General features: G+C 72.6%; 12 protein-coding genes and 3 pseudogenes. 11 read left to right on the top strand and 4 right to left on the bottom strand.

What is annotated here, in order from left to right; translation table 11 throughout:
* Positions 1–505: 505 nt before the first annotated feature.
* Together ACGFIZ_RS12360 and ACGFIZ_RS12355 are read left to right on the top strand one after the other, a co-directional pair.
* A pseudogene (locus ACGFIZ_RS12360) lies at positions 506–853 on the top strand (hypothetical protein); the annotation flags it as partial.
* The gene (locus ACGFIZ_RS12355) at positions 850–1,068 is read left to right on the top strand and encodes a hypothetical protein (RefSeq protein ID WP_393418532.1); all 219 of its coding nucleotides are present in this window, start codon (positions 850–852) and stop codon (positions 1,066–1,068) included. The pseudogene ACGFIZ_RS12360 and the gene ACGFIZ_RS12355, both read left to right, overlap by 4 nt.
* Positions 1,069–1,145: 77 nt before the next feature.
* Here the strand turns inward: ACGFIZ_RS12355 and ACGFIZ_RS12350 are convergent, their stop codons facing one another.
* The 3 genes from ACGFIZ_RS12350 to ACGFIZ_RS12340 all read right to left on the bottom strand — a co-directional run bounded on the left by ACGFIZ_RS12350 (position 1,146) and on the right by ACGFIZ_RS12340 (position 3,663).
* Positions 1,146–2,633: a S8 family serine peptidase gene (locus ACGFIZ_RS12350; RefSeq protein WP_393418530.1), complete on the bottom strand. Its 1,488-nt coding sequence runs from the start codon at positions 2,631–2,633 to the stop codon at positions 1,146–1,148.
* Between the two features lie 147 nt (positions 2,634–2,780).
* A complete protein-coding gene (locus ACGFIZ_RS12345; RefSeq protein ID WP_393418528.1) occupies positions 2,781–2,948 on the bottom strand; it encodes a hypothetical protein in 168 nt (55 codons plus the stop codon).
* Positions 2,932–3,663, bottom strand: a complete 732-nt coding sequence (locus ACGFIZ_RS12340) for a histidine phosphatase family protein (protein WP_393418526.1) — start codon at positions 3,661–3,663, stop codon at positions 2,932–2,934. Before ACGFIZ_RS12340 ends, ACGFIZ_RS12345 begins: the two co-directional genes overlap by 17 nt.
* Positions 3,664–3,791: 128 nt before the next feature.
* Between ACGFIZ_RS12340 and ACGFIZ_RS12335 the strand changes: the two genes are divergently transcribed.
* The 5 genes and pseudogenes from ACGFIZ_RS12335 to ACGFIZ_RS12315 all read left to right on the top strand — a co-directional run.
* Positions 3,792–4,022 carry a hypothetical protein gene (locus ACGFIZ_RS12335; RefSeq protein ID WP_347669835.1) on the top strand — a complete coding sequence of 77 codons (231 nt, stop codon included), beginning with the start codon at positions 3,792–3,794 and terminating at the stop codon, positions 4,020–4,022.
* Positions 4,023–4,383: 361 nt separating this feature from the next.
* Positions 4,384–4,636, top strand: a pseudogene (locus ACGFIZ_RS12330) (ATP-dependent DNA ligase); the annotation flags it as partial.
* A 92-nt stretch (positions 4,637–4,728) separates the two neighbouring features.
* Positions 4,729–5,148 (top strand): IS200/IS605 family transposase, encoded by a 420-nt coding sequence (gene tnpA, locus ACGFIZ_RS12325; protein WP_393418524.1) that lies wholly within the window; start codon positions 4,729–4,731, stop codon positions 5,146–5,148.
* The gene (locus ACGFIZ_RS12320) at positions 5,145–6,389 is read left to right on the top strand and encodes an RNA-guided endonuclease InsQ/TnpB family protein (RefSeq protein WP_393418522.1); all 1,245 of its coding nucleotides are present in this window, start codon (positions 5,145–5,147) and stop codon (positions 6,387–6,389) included. Before tnpA ends, ACGFIZ_RS12320 begins: the two co-directional genes overlap by 4 nt.
* Positions 6,390–6,418: 29 nt before the next feature.
* Positions 6,419–7,159, top strand: a pseudogene (locus ACGFIZ_RS12315) (DNA polymerase domain-containing protein); the annotation flags it as partial.
* 22 nt (positions 7,160–7,181) lie between these two features.
* On the opposite strand, the gene ACGFIZ_RS12310 reads toward ACGFIZ_RS12315, so the two are convergent.
* Complete coding sequence (locus ACGFIZ_RS12310) at positions 7,182–7,688, bottom strand: Lrp/AsnC family transcriptional regulator (protein ID WP_393418520.1); 507 nt, start codon at positions 7,686–7,688, stop codon at positions 7,182–7,184.
* A gap of 106 nt (positions 7,689–7,794) precedes the next feature.
* On the opposite strand from ACGFIZ_RS12310, the gene pdhA reads away from it, so the two are divergent.
* The 4 genes from pdhA to ACGFIZ_RS12290 all read left to right on the top strand — a co-directional run bounded on the left by pdhA (position 7,795) and on the right by ACGFIZ_RS12290 (position 13,332).
* Positions 7,795–8,994, top strand: a complete 1,200-nt coding sequence (gene pdhA, locus ACGFIZ_RS12305; protein ID WP_393418518.1) for a pyruvate dehydrogenase (acetyl-transferring) E1 component subunit alpha — start codon at positions 7,795–7,797, stop codon at positions 8,992–8,994.
* A complete protein-coding gene (locus ACGFIZ_RS12300; RefSeq protein ID WP_393418516.1) occupies positions 8,994–9,998 on the top strand; it encodes an alpha-ketoacid dehydrogenase subunit beta in 1,005 nt (334 codons plus the stop codon). The genes pdhA and ACGFIZ_RS12300 overlap by 1 nt, the downstream gene beginning before the upstream one ends.
* Entirely contained in the window at positions 9,983–11,341 is a 1,359-nt protein-coding gene (locus ACGFIZ_RS12295) for a dihydrolipoamide acetyltransferase family protein (RefSeq protein WP_393418514.1), read from the top strand. Before ACGFIZ_RS12300 ends, ACGFIZ_RS12295 begins: the two co-directional genes overlap by 16 nt.
* Positions 11,342–11,652: 311 nt before the next feature.
* Positions 11,653–13,332 carry a right-handed parallel beta-helix repeat-containing protein gene (locus ACGFIZ_RS12290; protein WP_393418512.1) on the top strand — a complete coding sequence of 560 codons (1,680 nt, stop codon included), beginning with the start codon at positions 11,653–11,655 and terminating at the stop codon, positions 13,330–13,332.
* Positions 13,333–13,373: the final 41 nt, after the last annotated feature.

Genomic DNA, 13,373 nt, shown 5'->3' with positions numbered 1-13,373 from the left:
ACGACGTAAGACATCTGATCGCCTCCTTCCGGGACGGTGGATCAGGTGCGGTCCGAGCTGGGAATCCAGGGCCTGGCCCCGGAGGAAAATCCCCCGGATTTATCCGTGGGGATCGTTAAGTTGCCGACGCCGTCCGTCATCTTGGGCTGTCCGCCATGTCGTGACGGACGCCTGCCATCTGCCGTCATCGCGCTGTGTAGCGCCAGGATTCTCCTGGGTCGCGACGGTGTCGGTCTCTGCCACCAACTCCGCCGGGGCCGTTCTCGGGCTCTCACGGGAGGTGGCGGTGATCGGTGCGACGGAACGACTCGGCGGAGGGTCGGAGTGAGCAGCTCCAGGCGGTCGAGCGGGAGGCCGCGAAGCGGCGCCTTCTCGCGCTGGCTGGGGCGGATCGGGTAGCGGTCGAGGACATCACCCGGGCGGTGCCGGACCGGCGATGGCGCCGCCGCTCCACCAGCGACGCCACCTGTCATGATCTCCCGGCCGCACGCACCCGACGCGTCTCGTACGAGGAGTACCTGAGCGCCGCCGCGATGACCCTCGCCCGGCGGCACCGGCCGGTCTGGTCCTGGCGGAGATGGCGTCGCATCTGCCGTTGCGGCGAAGAGTTGCCCTGCCGTGTCCGGCACAGGATTCCGGTCAACCGTGGCCACTGGCCAGACGGGGAGACCGGGTGAACGACGAGCAGGAGCAGACGATCCTGGCCGTCCACCTGCGGGGGTTGGACGGGATGTGCACGGGTTGCCGCGCGTGGTGGGGGAGGCTCACGCCGTACCCGTGTTGGCAGGTGGAGTGGGCGACCAGCCGGCAGGCTCGGACGATCATGGCCCGGTTCCTGGAGGCGCGGGCGTGACCACCCATGGCCCGGTCCTGCCGATCTGGACCTGCGGCGGCTGCGGTGCCCCCTGGCCCTGTCGCACCCGTCGCCAGGAGTTGCGGGCGGAGTTCGCGGACGCGCCGATGTCTCTCGCCCTGTACATGGGGGCGCAGTTCGCCCGCGCCGCCGAGGACCTGACCTGGGCGCCCGCCGGCACCCTGCACCGCCGCTTCCTCGGCTGGCTGCGGTGAGAAGTCGGCTGGCGGCGGTGAGAAACGGATGGGGCCCGGCGCACGCGCCGGACCCCACCACTTCCGCCGTCAGGCGGTCACCTCACCGCGTTGTACGCGTTGACCATGCCCGCGCCGTAGAACCCGTTACGCTCCCCGCCGGAGCAGGTCGCGTCGTACAGGTGCGGGTTGGCGGCGCTGATCAGCGGCACCGGGTTGTACACGCCCGCCGGGCACGACTGCGCCACGGAGGTGCGCTCCAGGAACGACGCCAGCTCACCCGGCGTCAGGTCCGGGTGGGCCGACAGCGCCAGGGCGGCGACGCCGGCCGCGTGCGGACCGGACATCGAGGTGCCCTGCTTGTAACCCCAACCGTCGGTCCGGGTCGCGGTGTTGAAGGTGGTGGACAGGATCGCGTCGGCGATGGTCGACCGGACACCCTGCGTACGGAACCGGGTGTCGCCACCCGGGGCCGTGACGTCGACGACGCCCTGGCCGTACGAGGAGTAGTAGCTCTTCTGCCCGGTCGGGCCGACCGCCGACACCGTCACCACGCCCGGCGCCTCGGCCGGCAGGTCGAGGCAGGCGTTGGTGAGGTCCTCGCGCAGCTCCGGCGTCCCGGTGTTCGGGCTGCCGTCATCGGTGATCTTGTGCGCGAGGTCGAAGTTGGAGTTACCCGCGGAGGCGACGTTCAGCACGCCCTTGCTCTGCGAGTAACGGATGGCACGCTGCACCGCCTGCCACACCGGACGCTGGCGCACGTCGTTGCGGCAGTTCAGCTCCCACGGGTCGATGTAGTAGCTGTTGTTGGTCAGCTGCATGCCGTGCTCGGCGGCCCACACGAACCCGCAGACCGCGGCCTCCGGGAAGATGAAGCCGTCGTTGTTCACCACCTTGACCGCGGCGACCTTGACGCCCGGGGCGACACCGGTCACGCCGACGCCGTTGACGGCGGCGGCGATGGTGCCGGCCACGTGGGTGCCGTGGTCGGAGTTGGTCGGGTTCCAGGACGCCTCGGTGGTGTCGGCGACACCGCCCAGGCAGGACGCGCTCTTGTCCTTGGCGATCTGGCTGGCCAGGTCGGGGTGGCTGCTGGAGATGCCGCTGTCCAGCACGCCGACGACCACGTTCGAGCTGCCGTTGGTGACCGCGTGGGCCTGCGGGACGCCGATCATCGGCATGTCCCACTGCTGGCCGTACATCGGCTCCCTGGTCGGGTCGCCCGTGGCGTTGACGACGTCGGCCGCCGGGACCTCGACGGTCTCGCCCTCGTCGAGGGCGGTGCCGAGGCCGGCCGTGGAGGCCGCCGACTCGACGCCGGCGCCCTGCACGTCGCTGGTGAAGCTCGGGTTGGTCGACCGGACGACGAGTACGCCGATCTTGTCGTAGTTGGCCACCACCGTGCCGTTGGCGGCGGTGACCCGGGCGACCGCCTGCCCGGTGCCGGCGCCCTGCGGGGCGAGCACCAGGAAGGTGGCTTCCGGGCCGGTGGCCGCCGCCGGTGCCAGTCCGCCGGTGACGGCGAGACCGACGCCGAGCGTCACGGCGGACGCCGCGGCCAGGGTCTTGCGACGCAGGTTCTTCACACAGACTCCCATGGGGCTGTTCCAGCCGACCCACGCTCCTGGTGGGAGACGGGCCGGCGGGAGACGGACAGGATGCCCGCCTCCGAGGACACAGCGTAGGGAGTGTGTGGCGCGTTACACACAGCCGTTCGGCCAGACAAGGAACTGTCAGACGGTGGCCAGCGTGTGCGGTATCTCGTCGAGCAGCTCCCGGGCCAGGAAACCGATCCGGCCGAACTGGGGGACCAGGCGTTGTCCGCTCACCGCGTGCGCGAACGCCGCCCAGCAGGCCGCCAGCCCCGGGGTGATCACCGCGGCGTCAGACCGGTTCGGCACCGACCTCGTCCTCCCTGGTCGGCCGGGCGCCCTGCTGGCGCAGGTGGCGTACGTCGTTGAAGGTGTCGGGGCGCAGCCGGCCGTCGGCGTCGGCCGACCAGCTTGTGACCGAGCAGTTGGCGATGGAGTGTTGCCGCGTCAGCGCCATCAGGTCCGCCTCGGTCAGCCCCTCCACCAGGTAGCGGAGCACGAAGACCAGCGCGTCGTGGCCGAACAGCAGCACCCGGCCGCCGGCGTGGTCGCGGCGCAGGTCGGCGAGCAGGGTACGCAGCCGCAGCGCCACGTCCGTCCACGACTCCCCGCCGGGCGGCCGGTAGTAGAACTTGCCCAGGCGGGCCCGCCGCTGCGTCTCCTCGGGGAACCGGCGGGCCACCCCGTGCTCGGTCAGCCCGTCCAGGATGCCCAGTTCCCGGTCGCGCAGCCGCTCGTCCCGGCTCAACTCGATGCCGGTGCCGGCGAGGGTCAGCTCGGCGGTGCGCACCGCCCGCAGGTACGGCGACGTCACTGCCACGTCCGGGCGGCGTTCCCGGGGCATGCCGGCGAGCCAGCGGCCCGTCGCGCCGGCCTGCTCCTCGCCCGTGGGGGAGAGCGGCACATCCGGGTCGCGGTGGTTCAGCCCGATCAGCTCCGCGCCGGCCGCCTCCGCCGTGGTCGCCGCGACGTTGGCCGTGCTCTCGCCGTGCCGGACGATCCACAGCGCCGCCAGTTCCGCCATGCGGCCACCGGTACCCGGCGGCTCCGGCGGCTAATCGCGGACCCGTCCGGAGGGCGCGTGAAACCGGTCCTGCCGGGTAAGCGCGGGCTGCACCGAGACGCGACAGGGGAGGTACACCGGTGGCAACGATGGTCAAGGAATCGATGAGCCCGCTGAAGGACAAGAACTACGACCTCATCCACACGATGCAGATGTCGCTGGAGCAGGTCTACCGGATGGAGACGTACATCTCCGACGCCGACTCCCGCGGCGACAACGAGTTGGCGTCCTGGTTCCGGAAGATCCAGGACAACAACCGCAAGGCGGGCGAGCAGGCCAAGCAGATGCTGATGGACCGGATCCAGAAGGAGAAGGGCTGACTGACGACGCGGCGGCCGGGTGGGCGGTTGCGTCCACCCGGCCGCCGTGCGTGCGGTGGACCAGGGCACCCGTACGCCGTGCCCGTCCCGGCCGGCCGTCAGATTGTTGACGGGCGCTGCCCCGCGAGCACCCGGGGCGGCGATGGGCGTATCGAGGCGGCACAATGTTCCCGCGCCGGCGGTGGGCCGGCCGAAAAGGGATGCGCGATGACGGTGCTCAGGGGTCTGCGCGGCCGGGTGCTCACCGGGGTCGGCATCTTCCTGTTCGTGTCTCTGCCGCTCATGGCCGTCGGGGTGGCGCTGCTGTCCTGACCCTGCCCGGACCCGAAAGGCTGTGTCGGCCGGCCACGCGTCGTACGGTGTGGGGCGTGGCGGGCGCCGAGGAGATCCGGGTCGGGGAGCGGGTGGTGCGTGTCTCCAGCCCGGACAAGCCGTACTTCCCGGAGCGCGGGCTGACGAAGCTCGACGTGGTGCGGTACTTCCTCGCCGTCGGCGACGGGATCCTGCGCGCGCTGCGCGACAGGCCCACCATGCTGGAACGCTGGCCGCGGGGAGTCTTTCCCGGCGCGAGGATCGCCACCCGGCAGGACAACCGGGGCGACGCGTTCTACCGATTTGAGGCGAGAGGGCTGCCGTCTTCAGGCGGCAGGTGAATCGCTGCCCTGATGCTGCTCTGTCAGTTACGTGCCGTGCGTATACTAGGCTCGTGGCCGGATATCAGACGAACCGTGGGGCGGCGTACAGCCTCGGATACCACGTGGTGTGGTGCCCGAAGTACCGCCGCCCCGTGCTCGTCGGCCCAGTCGCCGAACGTCTGCGGGACCTGATCGGACAGAAGTGTGACGAGCATGGCTGGTCGATCGTGGCGCTGGAAGTCATGCCCGACCACGTGCACGTGTTCGTCCGGGCCGACCCGAACGCCTCGCCGTCGTACATCGCGAACCAGTTCAAGGGCTTCACCTCGCGGGTGCTTCGTGACGAGTTCTCTCACCTGCGCAGCCGGCTGCCGACCCTGTGGTCCCGGTCGTACTTTGTGTCGTCGGTCGGCAACGTGTCCGCCGTAACCATCCAGAAGTACATCGAAACCCAGTGGGAGCGGCCGTGGAGGAAGAAAGGCGCGTCGTGAAGATCAACCACGGATACGTACGTCGCCTCGCCCCCACTGCGCAGCAGGCCGCCGCACTCGACGTTCAGGGCCACGCGGCCCGTGCGATGTGGAACCTGCTGCACGAGTGGTGGACGTGGGGCGGCGGACGCGACCGACGCCCCACACTGAAGCAGGCCGATGAAGCGATCCGGCAGGCACGCAAGGACATCCCGTGGCTCGCGGACCTGCCCGCGCAAGCCGCACAGCAGGTGTTGAAAACGTACGTGCGGGCGTGGAGAAACTGCTGGGAAGGCCGGGCGTGCGCACCGGAGTTCAAAGCCCGCCTATGGTCACGCATGTCCGTTGACGTGCCGCAGGGACGAGACCTCGCGATCACCCGCCTGTCCCGCCGCGTCGGTCAGGTGCGCATCCCGAAAGTCGGCGTGGTCCGGTTCCGCTGGTCCGGGCCGATCCCCGGCGTCGGCCGTGAACCCGGCCGCACCACCGGCGCCCGGCTCGTCAGGGACGCGCTCGGCTGGCACATCGTGTTCCGCACCGAAGTGGAGGTGGGGACACCAGCGCAGCACCAGGGGCCCGCCGTCGGGATCGACCGGGGCGTCAACGTCGCCCTGGCCCTGTCCGACGGCAACGACCAGCACCACGGACCGTGGTTGCGGCCGAAGGAGGCCGAACGGCTGCTGCGGCTGGAACGCAAGGCCGCCCGGCAGAAGCGGGCCCGCGATCCGTTCGAGCGTACGTCGAACCGTCTGCACCGCACCTACGACCAGATCGCAGGGTTACGCGCGAGAGCCAAGCGCCGCCGCTACGACTGGCAGCACAAAACCACCACGACTATCGCCGAGAGGTACGGCATCGTGGCGGTGGAAGAACTGCGGGTGAAGAACATGACCCGCTCAGCGAGAGGCACCATCGCCGAGCCGGGCCGCACCGTGCGGCAGAAGGCCGGGCTGAACCGGGTCATGCTCGACGAGGCCCACGCACGCACCGTTGAACTGCTGGCGTACAAGCTGGCCGAGCGGGGCGGGCAACTGCTGAAAGTGCCAGCAGCGTACACGTCGCAAACGTGCTCAACCTGCGGGCACCGTGACCCCCGCTCCCGTAACGGCGTCGCGTTCACCTGTACTTCGTGCAGGCACCTCGACCACGCCGATACCAACGCGGCCCTGAACATCCTCAACGCGGCCGGGCTTGGTCGTGTACGGACGTGGAGCCCGGCACCTGTGGGCTGCGAAGCGTCAACCACCCGGCGTGCCGCATGAGCGCCGCCAGGAATCTGCCCTCTTCAGGGGGCAGAGGAAGTCAACAGAAGCGGCTGCCCGCCGGCGCGCCCGACTGGGTCCGCACCGCGCACATCACCTTCCCGAGCGGGCGCACGGCCGACGAGGTCGCGCCGAGCGAGCTGGCCGTGGTGGCCTGGGCGGCGAACCTGGGCACCCTGCGCTTCCACCCGTGGCCGGTGACGGCCGCCGACGTGGACCGCCCCGACCAGTTGCGCATCGACCTGGACCCGCTGCCCGGGGTCGACTTCGCGCAGGTGGTGCCCGTCGCGCACGAGGTCCGGGCGTTCCTCGCCGAGCTGGGCATGACCGGCCACCCGAAGACCACCGGCGGTCGGGGGCTGCACGTGTACCTGTCGATCGAGCCGCGGTGGAGCTTCGGCGACTGCCGCCGGGCGGTGCTGGCGCTGGGCCGGGAGATGCAGCGGCGCCTACCGGACCTGGTCACCACCACCTGGTGGCGCGAGCAGCGGGACCGGGCGGTGTTCGTCGACTACAACCAGATGTCGCGCGACCACACCATGGCCTCGGCGTACTCGATCCGGCCCACCCCGGCGGCCCTGGTGTCCGCGCCGCTGGACTGGTCAGAGCTGGACGACGCCCGGCCGGAGGACTTCGACGTGTCGAGCATGCCGGCCCGGTTCGCCGAGCGCGGCGACCCGCACGCCGGCCTCGACGGGCCGTGCTTCTCCCTCGAACCGCTGCTGGAGTTGGCCGACCGTGAGGGCCTGGCGGCCCCGCCGGAGCGCTGACCCACCCGCCGGGTCCATTCCCTCACTGCCAGGGGCTCTGCGTGCCGTCGAACTCCCGGAAGACCAGCCAGGTCCGGGTGGACAGCACCCCGGCGATGCTCTGCACCCGCTCCAGCACCACGTCCCGCAGCGTGGCGTTGTCCGGCGCCCGGACCAGGGCGAGCACGTCGTGCTCGCCGCTGAGCAGCGCGACGTGCTCGACGTAGTGCACCCGGGCCAGCTCCGCCGACACCTCCCGCCAGGTGTTCTGTTCGATGGTCAACGCGATGTAGGCGGACGTGCCCAGCCCGGCCGGCTCGGGCACCACCCGCGCCTGGAACCCGGCGATCACGCCGTCGCGCAGCAGCCGCTCCACCCTGGCGTACGCGTTGGTGCGGGAGACGTGCACCCGGTCGGCCAGCGTACGCACCGACATCCGTCCATCCCGGACCAGCTCGTCCAGGATACGCCGGTCGATCCCGTCGAGCGGCCCGGCCGAACGTCCCGCCCCGTGCGCCGAGCCCGGCTGGGGACTGGTCTGCTGGCTCACATCCGCCCCTCTCAGGTACCATTCATCCCGCGTCGGTCGTGAATCTTGAGTCAATCATCCAACGGCAGGAGCATAGGGCCAACCACACGTCCAGGAGGTCCTCGCCGTGACGACCACACCCCCGGCGGTCCGCAGGGCATCCCCTCGCCCCCGCCAACCGGCCGAGCAGCCCACCAAGGCACCGGCCGCCCGGGAGCAGGGGGTCACCGACCCGTCCGCCGCCCTGCTCCCGCAGATCGAGCCCGTCCGGCTGCTGGAACCCGACGGCACCCCGCTGCCGGCCCACGCCAACTATCCCGAGCCGCCCGTCGAGGCGCTGCGCGAGATGTACCGCCGGATGGTGGTCGGCCGCCGCTTCGACACCCAGGCCACCGCCCTGACCAAGCAGGGCCGCCTCGCCGTCTACCCGTCGTCGCGGGGCCAGGAGGCCTGCCAGGTGGCCGCCGTGCTCGCCGTCCGCGACACCGACTGGGTCTTCCCGACCTACCGCGAGTCCATGGCCCTGGTCGCCCGGGGCATCGACCCCGTCGAGGTGCTCACCCTGCTGCGCGGCGACTGGCACTGCGGGTACGACCCGACGGCCCGGCACACCGCCCCCCAGTGCACCCCCCTCGGCACCCAGTGCGTGCACGCCGCCGGGCTCGCCTACGGCGAGGCCCACCAGGGGCGCGACACCGTGGCGCTGGCGTTCGTCGGCGACGGCGCGACCAGCGAGGGCGACTTCCACGAGGGCGTGAACTTCACCGCGGTCTTCAAGGCCCCGGTGGTCTACTTCGTGCAGAACAACAGGTACGCCATCAGCGTCCCGCTGTCCCGGCAGACCGCCGCCCCCAGCCTGGCGTACAAGGGGATCGGCTACGGCGTGCCCAGCGAGCAGGTCGACGGCAACGACCCGGTCGCCGTGCTCGCCGTGCTCACCCGCGCGGTCGAGCACGCCCGCGCCGGCCACGGCCCGTTCCTGGTCGAGGCGCACACGTACCGGATGGAGCCGCACACCAACGCCGACGACGCCACCCGCTACCGCGACGGCGCCGAGGTCGACGCCTGGCGCGACCGCGACCCGGTCGCCCGGTTGGAGACGTACCTGCGCTCGCGCGGGGCGCTCGACGACGCCGCCGTCGCGGCGATCGCCGAGGAGGCCGAGGCGTACGCGGCCGACCTGCGCCGGCGGATGCACGACAAGCCCGAGGTGGACCCGCTGAGCCTGTTCGACCACGTCTACGCCGAGCCGACCCCCCAACTCGTCGAGCAGCGCGACCTGGTCCGCGCCGAACTGGCCGCCGCCGACGGGGAGGGGGATGCCTGATGACCGCCACCACCATGGCCAAGGCGCTCAACGCCGCGCTCGCCGACGCGCTGGCCGACGACGAGCGGGTGCTCGTCTTCGGTGAGGACGTCGGCAGGCTCGGCGGCGTCTTCCGGATCACCGACGGCCTCCAGGACCGCTTCGGGGACCGCCGCTGCTTCGACACCCCGCTCGCCGAGGCCGGCATCGTCGGCTTCGCCGTCGGCCTGGCCATGTCCGGGCTGCGGCCGGTCGTGGAGATGCAGTTCGACGCGTTCGCGTACCCGGCGTTCGAGCAGATCGCCTCGCACGTGGCGAAGCTGCGCAACCGCACCCGCGGCGCGCTCAGCGCGCCGATGGTCATCCGCGTCCCGTACGCCGGCGGCATCGGCGGCGTGGAGCACCACTGCGACTCGTCCGAGGCGTACTACGCGCACACCCCCGGCCTGAAGGTGGTCACCCCGGCGACCGTCGCCGACGCGTACTCGCTGCTGCGCGAGGCGATCGCCGACCCCGACCCGGTCGTGTTCATGGAGCCCAAGAAGCTCTACTTCTCCAGCGCGGAGGCCGAGCTGCCCGCCCGTACCGAGCCGTTCGGCCGGGCGGTCGTACGCCGGGCGGGCCGCGACGCCACCCTCGTCGCGTACGGGCCGGCCGTGCCGGTCGCTCTGGAGGCCGCCGAGGCCGCCCGCGAGGAGGGCTGGGACCTGGAGGTCGTGGACGTGCGCACGATCGTGCCGTTCGACGACGCCACGATCACCGCCTCGGTGCGCAGGACGGGCCGGTGCGTGGTGGTCCAGGAGGCGCAGGGCTTCGCCGGCGTCGGCGCGGAGATCGCCGCCCGGGTGCAGGAGCGCTGCTTCCACGCCCTGCACGCCCCGGTGCTGCGGGTCGCCGGCCTGGACATCCCGTACCCGGCGCCGATGCTGGAGCACACCCACCTGCCCGGCGTGGACCGGGTGCTCGACGCGGTGGCCCGGCTCCAGTGGGACGACCAGCCCGACCCGCGGTGGGTGGCGGCATGACCACCACCACCGGCACCCGGGACTTCCTCCTGCCCGACCTCGGGGAGGGGCTCAGCGAGGCGGAGATCGTCGAGTGGCGGGTCGCCGTCGGCGACGTGGTCACGGTGGACCAGACCGTCGTCGAGGTGGAGACCGCCAAGGCCGTCGTGGACGTGCCCTGCCCGTACGCCGGGCGGGTCGTGGCCCTGCACGGGGCGGCCGGCGAGACCCGCCCCGTCGGCCAGCCGCTGATCACCATCGCGCCGCTGGACTCCGCCGCCGGCGACGAGCCCGCGGGGCATGCCGCGTACCGGGAGGAGGAGCGCGCCGGCTCCGGCAACGTCCTCATCGGGTACGGCACCGGGCACGGCGGGACGGGCCGCCGGCGGCGCCGCCCGCGTCTCGCGGTCGTCCCGGAACCCGCGTCCCGGGCCCCCGGGCCGCGGCCGGCGGAACCCGTCGCCGCACCGGCGCCCGCACCGGCCGGGCCCGCGCTGGTCATCTCGCCGATCGTCCGGCGGCTGGCCCGCGAGCACGGCATCGACCCGGCCACCCTGCGCGGCACCGGACCGGGCGGGGTGGTCCGCCGCGCCGACGTCGAGGCCGCCCTCGCCGCCCGTACCGCCGCGCCGGCCGCCGGGCCCGCGCCGGATCGGGCCGCGCCGGACGCCGACGACCTGGTCATCCCGCTCACCGGCATCCGCAGGGCGATCGCGGACAAGCTCTCCCGCAGCCGCCGGGAGATCCCCGAGGTGACCGTCTGGGTCGACGTGGACGCCACGGCGCTGGTGGAGACCCGCCGGGCGATCAACGCCGCGACCCCGGACGAGCCGGTGAGCATCCTGGCCCTGCTGGCCCGGATCTGCCTCAGCGGGTTGCGCCGCTTCCCGCAGCTCAACGCCCGCGTCGACACCGAGGGGCAGCGGATCGTCCAGTCGCGCGGGGTGCACCTGGGCATCGCCGCGCAGACCGACCGGGGCCTGGTCGTCCCGGTGCTGCGCGACGCCGAGCGGCTCACCACCCGGGAGCTGGCCGTGGCCCTGGCGGAGGCGACCGCCGCGGCCCGGGCCGGCACCCTGCCGCCGGCCCGCCTCACCGGCGGCACCTTCACCCTCAACAACTACGGGGTGTTCGGCGTCGACGGCTCCACCCCGATCATCAACCACCCGGAGGCGGCGCTGCTCGGGGTGGGGCGGATCGTGGACAAGCCGTGGGTGGTCGACGGCCAGCTCGCCGTGCGCAAGGTGACGCAGCTCAGCCTTACCTTCGACCACCGGGTGTGCGACGGCGGGGTGGCCGGCGGCTTCCTGCGCCACGTCGCCGACTGCGTCGAGCAGCCCGCCCTGCTGGTGGCGAACGTGTGACCCCGGTGTCCGGTCCCGGCGCACCACGGGACCGGACACCGGCACCCCACCCCCGCGAAACGCGCGCGCCACCCCGGCGGCCATTCCCGTCGCCATTGTTCGTAGCTCCCCGATCACGGACAGCGTGGCATTTCCGGGCGCAATTGCGCCGCCGGCCGCGAAACGGTGCCGAGAGCGCCATTCCGCGATTCCGGCCGGCCCGGTACGCGTTTTCCGCCCCCGCCGGGCGGGAAGACGGCGCCGTCGACGAAAGGGGCCGTCGACGGCCGCCCGGGCGGACCCGGCGGCCCGACCGCCGAGGGGAGAGCCGAGTGCCGTTCGTGGGGCTGCCCGACGCCGTCCGGTACCGCCGCCCGGCCGTCGCCGGGGCGCCGCTGCACTGCGACGCGACCCAGTACGGGCTGCGCGGCGACGGGGTGACCAACGACCAGCCGGCGCTGGCCGCCCTGGTGGACCGCCTCGGCGACGGCTACGCCGCCGACGGGCGGGCGCGGGTGATCTACTGCCCGCCGGGCATCTACGCCATCCGGGACGCGGGCACGGTCTGGCGCAGCGGGGTCTCGCTGATCGGGGCCGGCCCCGGCGCCACCCGGTTCCTGCTCAGCAACGAGGGCAACCGCGCCGACCCGACCCCGCTCGCCTTCTGGACCGCGGTCCAGCACGGCGCCGGCCCGGACCGGCACATCGCCGACTGCACCTTCGCCGACTTCGAGATCGACGGTTCCGGCGTGGCCATGGCCGAGTACAGCTACCTCGCCAAGGGGCTCGGCCTCCAGTACGTGGTGCGCGGGTCGTTCCGCAACCTCTACATCCACCACACCGCCGCGACCGGGCTGGGCTGCGACTTCCTCCAGGACTGCCTGATCGAGTCGGTGATCGCGGTCGGCTGCGGCCGGCTGGACAACGGGGAGGAGATGGGCGGCGCGGGCATCGGCGTCGGCATCGGCGGCTGGGGGACGGTGGAGCGCCTCACGATCGCCAACTGCACCACCGTCGGCAACGGCACCAACGGCATCTTCCTGGAGCTGCAGAAGCGCTCCTGGCCGCCGCCGCGCGGCTACCGGATCGTCGGCTGCCACAGCCAGGGCAACCGGTTCGGCATCTCCGACTGGGGTGCCGACGGGCTGATCGTCTCGGCCTGCACCCTCACCGGCAACCTGGAGGCCGGCTTCGACGTCTCCGCCAAGGGGACCTCGGGGGTCGCCGGGCGGGGCGGCCTGCTGACCGACTGCGTCATCGACGGCAACGTCCGCGACGGGATCAGCATGGGCAACACCCCCGGTCCGTACACCGTCCGGGGCAACCGGATCAGCGGCAACGGCGCCCACGGCTACCACCAGCACAACCTGGGGCACGGCTACCAGGGCACGGCGCGGGACGTGGTCATCGAGAGCAACGACGTCTGGGGCAACGGCCTGGACGGCATCCGGATCGACCGGCCGGTGGCCGACGCGGTGCTGCTCAACAACCGCGTCCGCAACAACGGCCGGCAGTGCGCCAGCGCGTGCGGCGGGGGCGGCGAGTCGGTCCGCTACAACGACAAGTCGCTGGTCGACCGGTCGGCGAACTGGCCGGACGACGGCCACCGGGGCAAGGTGCTGCGGGTGGGCAACCGTGTCGCGGTGGTGGCCGCGAACAACGCCACCGAGCTGACCCTCGCCCCGGTCCGCCCGGGCGCCTTCTCCGCCTGGAGCGGGGACACCCCGCCGCCCGGCTGCCCCTACGAGCTGGCGGCGGCGCCGGACTGCCGGGCCGGCATCACCCTCAACGCCGCCGTCGACTCGGCCACGATCCGGGGCAACCGGATCTGGGACAACCACGACGACCGGACGCAGACCCACGGACTGTGGATCACCGAGCGGGGCAGCTGCGTCGACTGCCGGGTGGAGGACAACGACCTGGCCGGCAACGGCGGACCCGCCACCCGGCTGGACACCCCACCGGTGGGCGGTCGCTGGGAACGCAACCACGGCGACCAGGACTGGGACTGAGCGGACGGCCGGCGTCCGGGACGTACGGCGCCCCGGACGAT

The sequence above is a fragment of the Micromonospora sp. NPDC048830 genome, from assembly GCF_043198215.1.
Taxonomy (GTDB): Bacteria; Actinomycetota; Actinomycetes; order Mycobacteriales; family Micromonosporaceae; genus Micromonospora.
The sequence above is the reverse complement of the archived record's forward strand: the minus strand, read 5'-3'. Positions and strand labels throughout refer to the sequence as shown.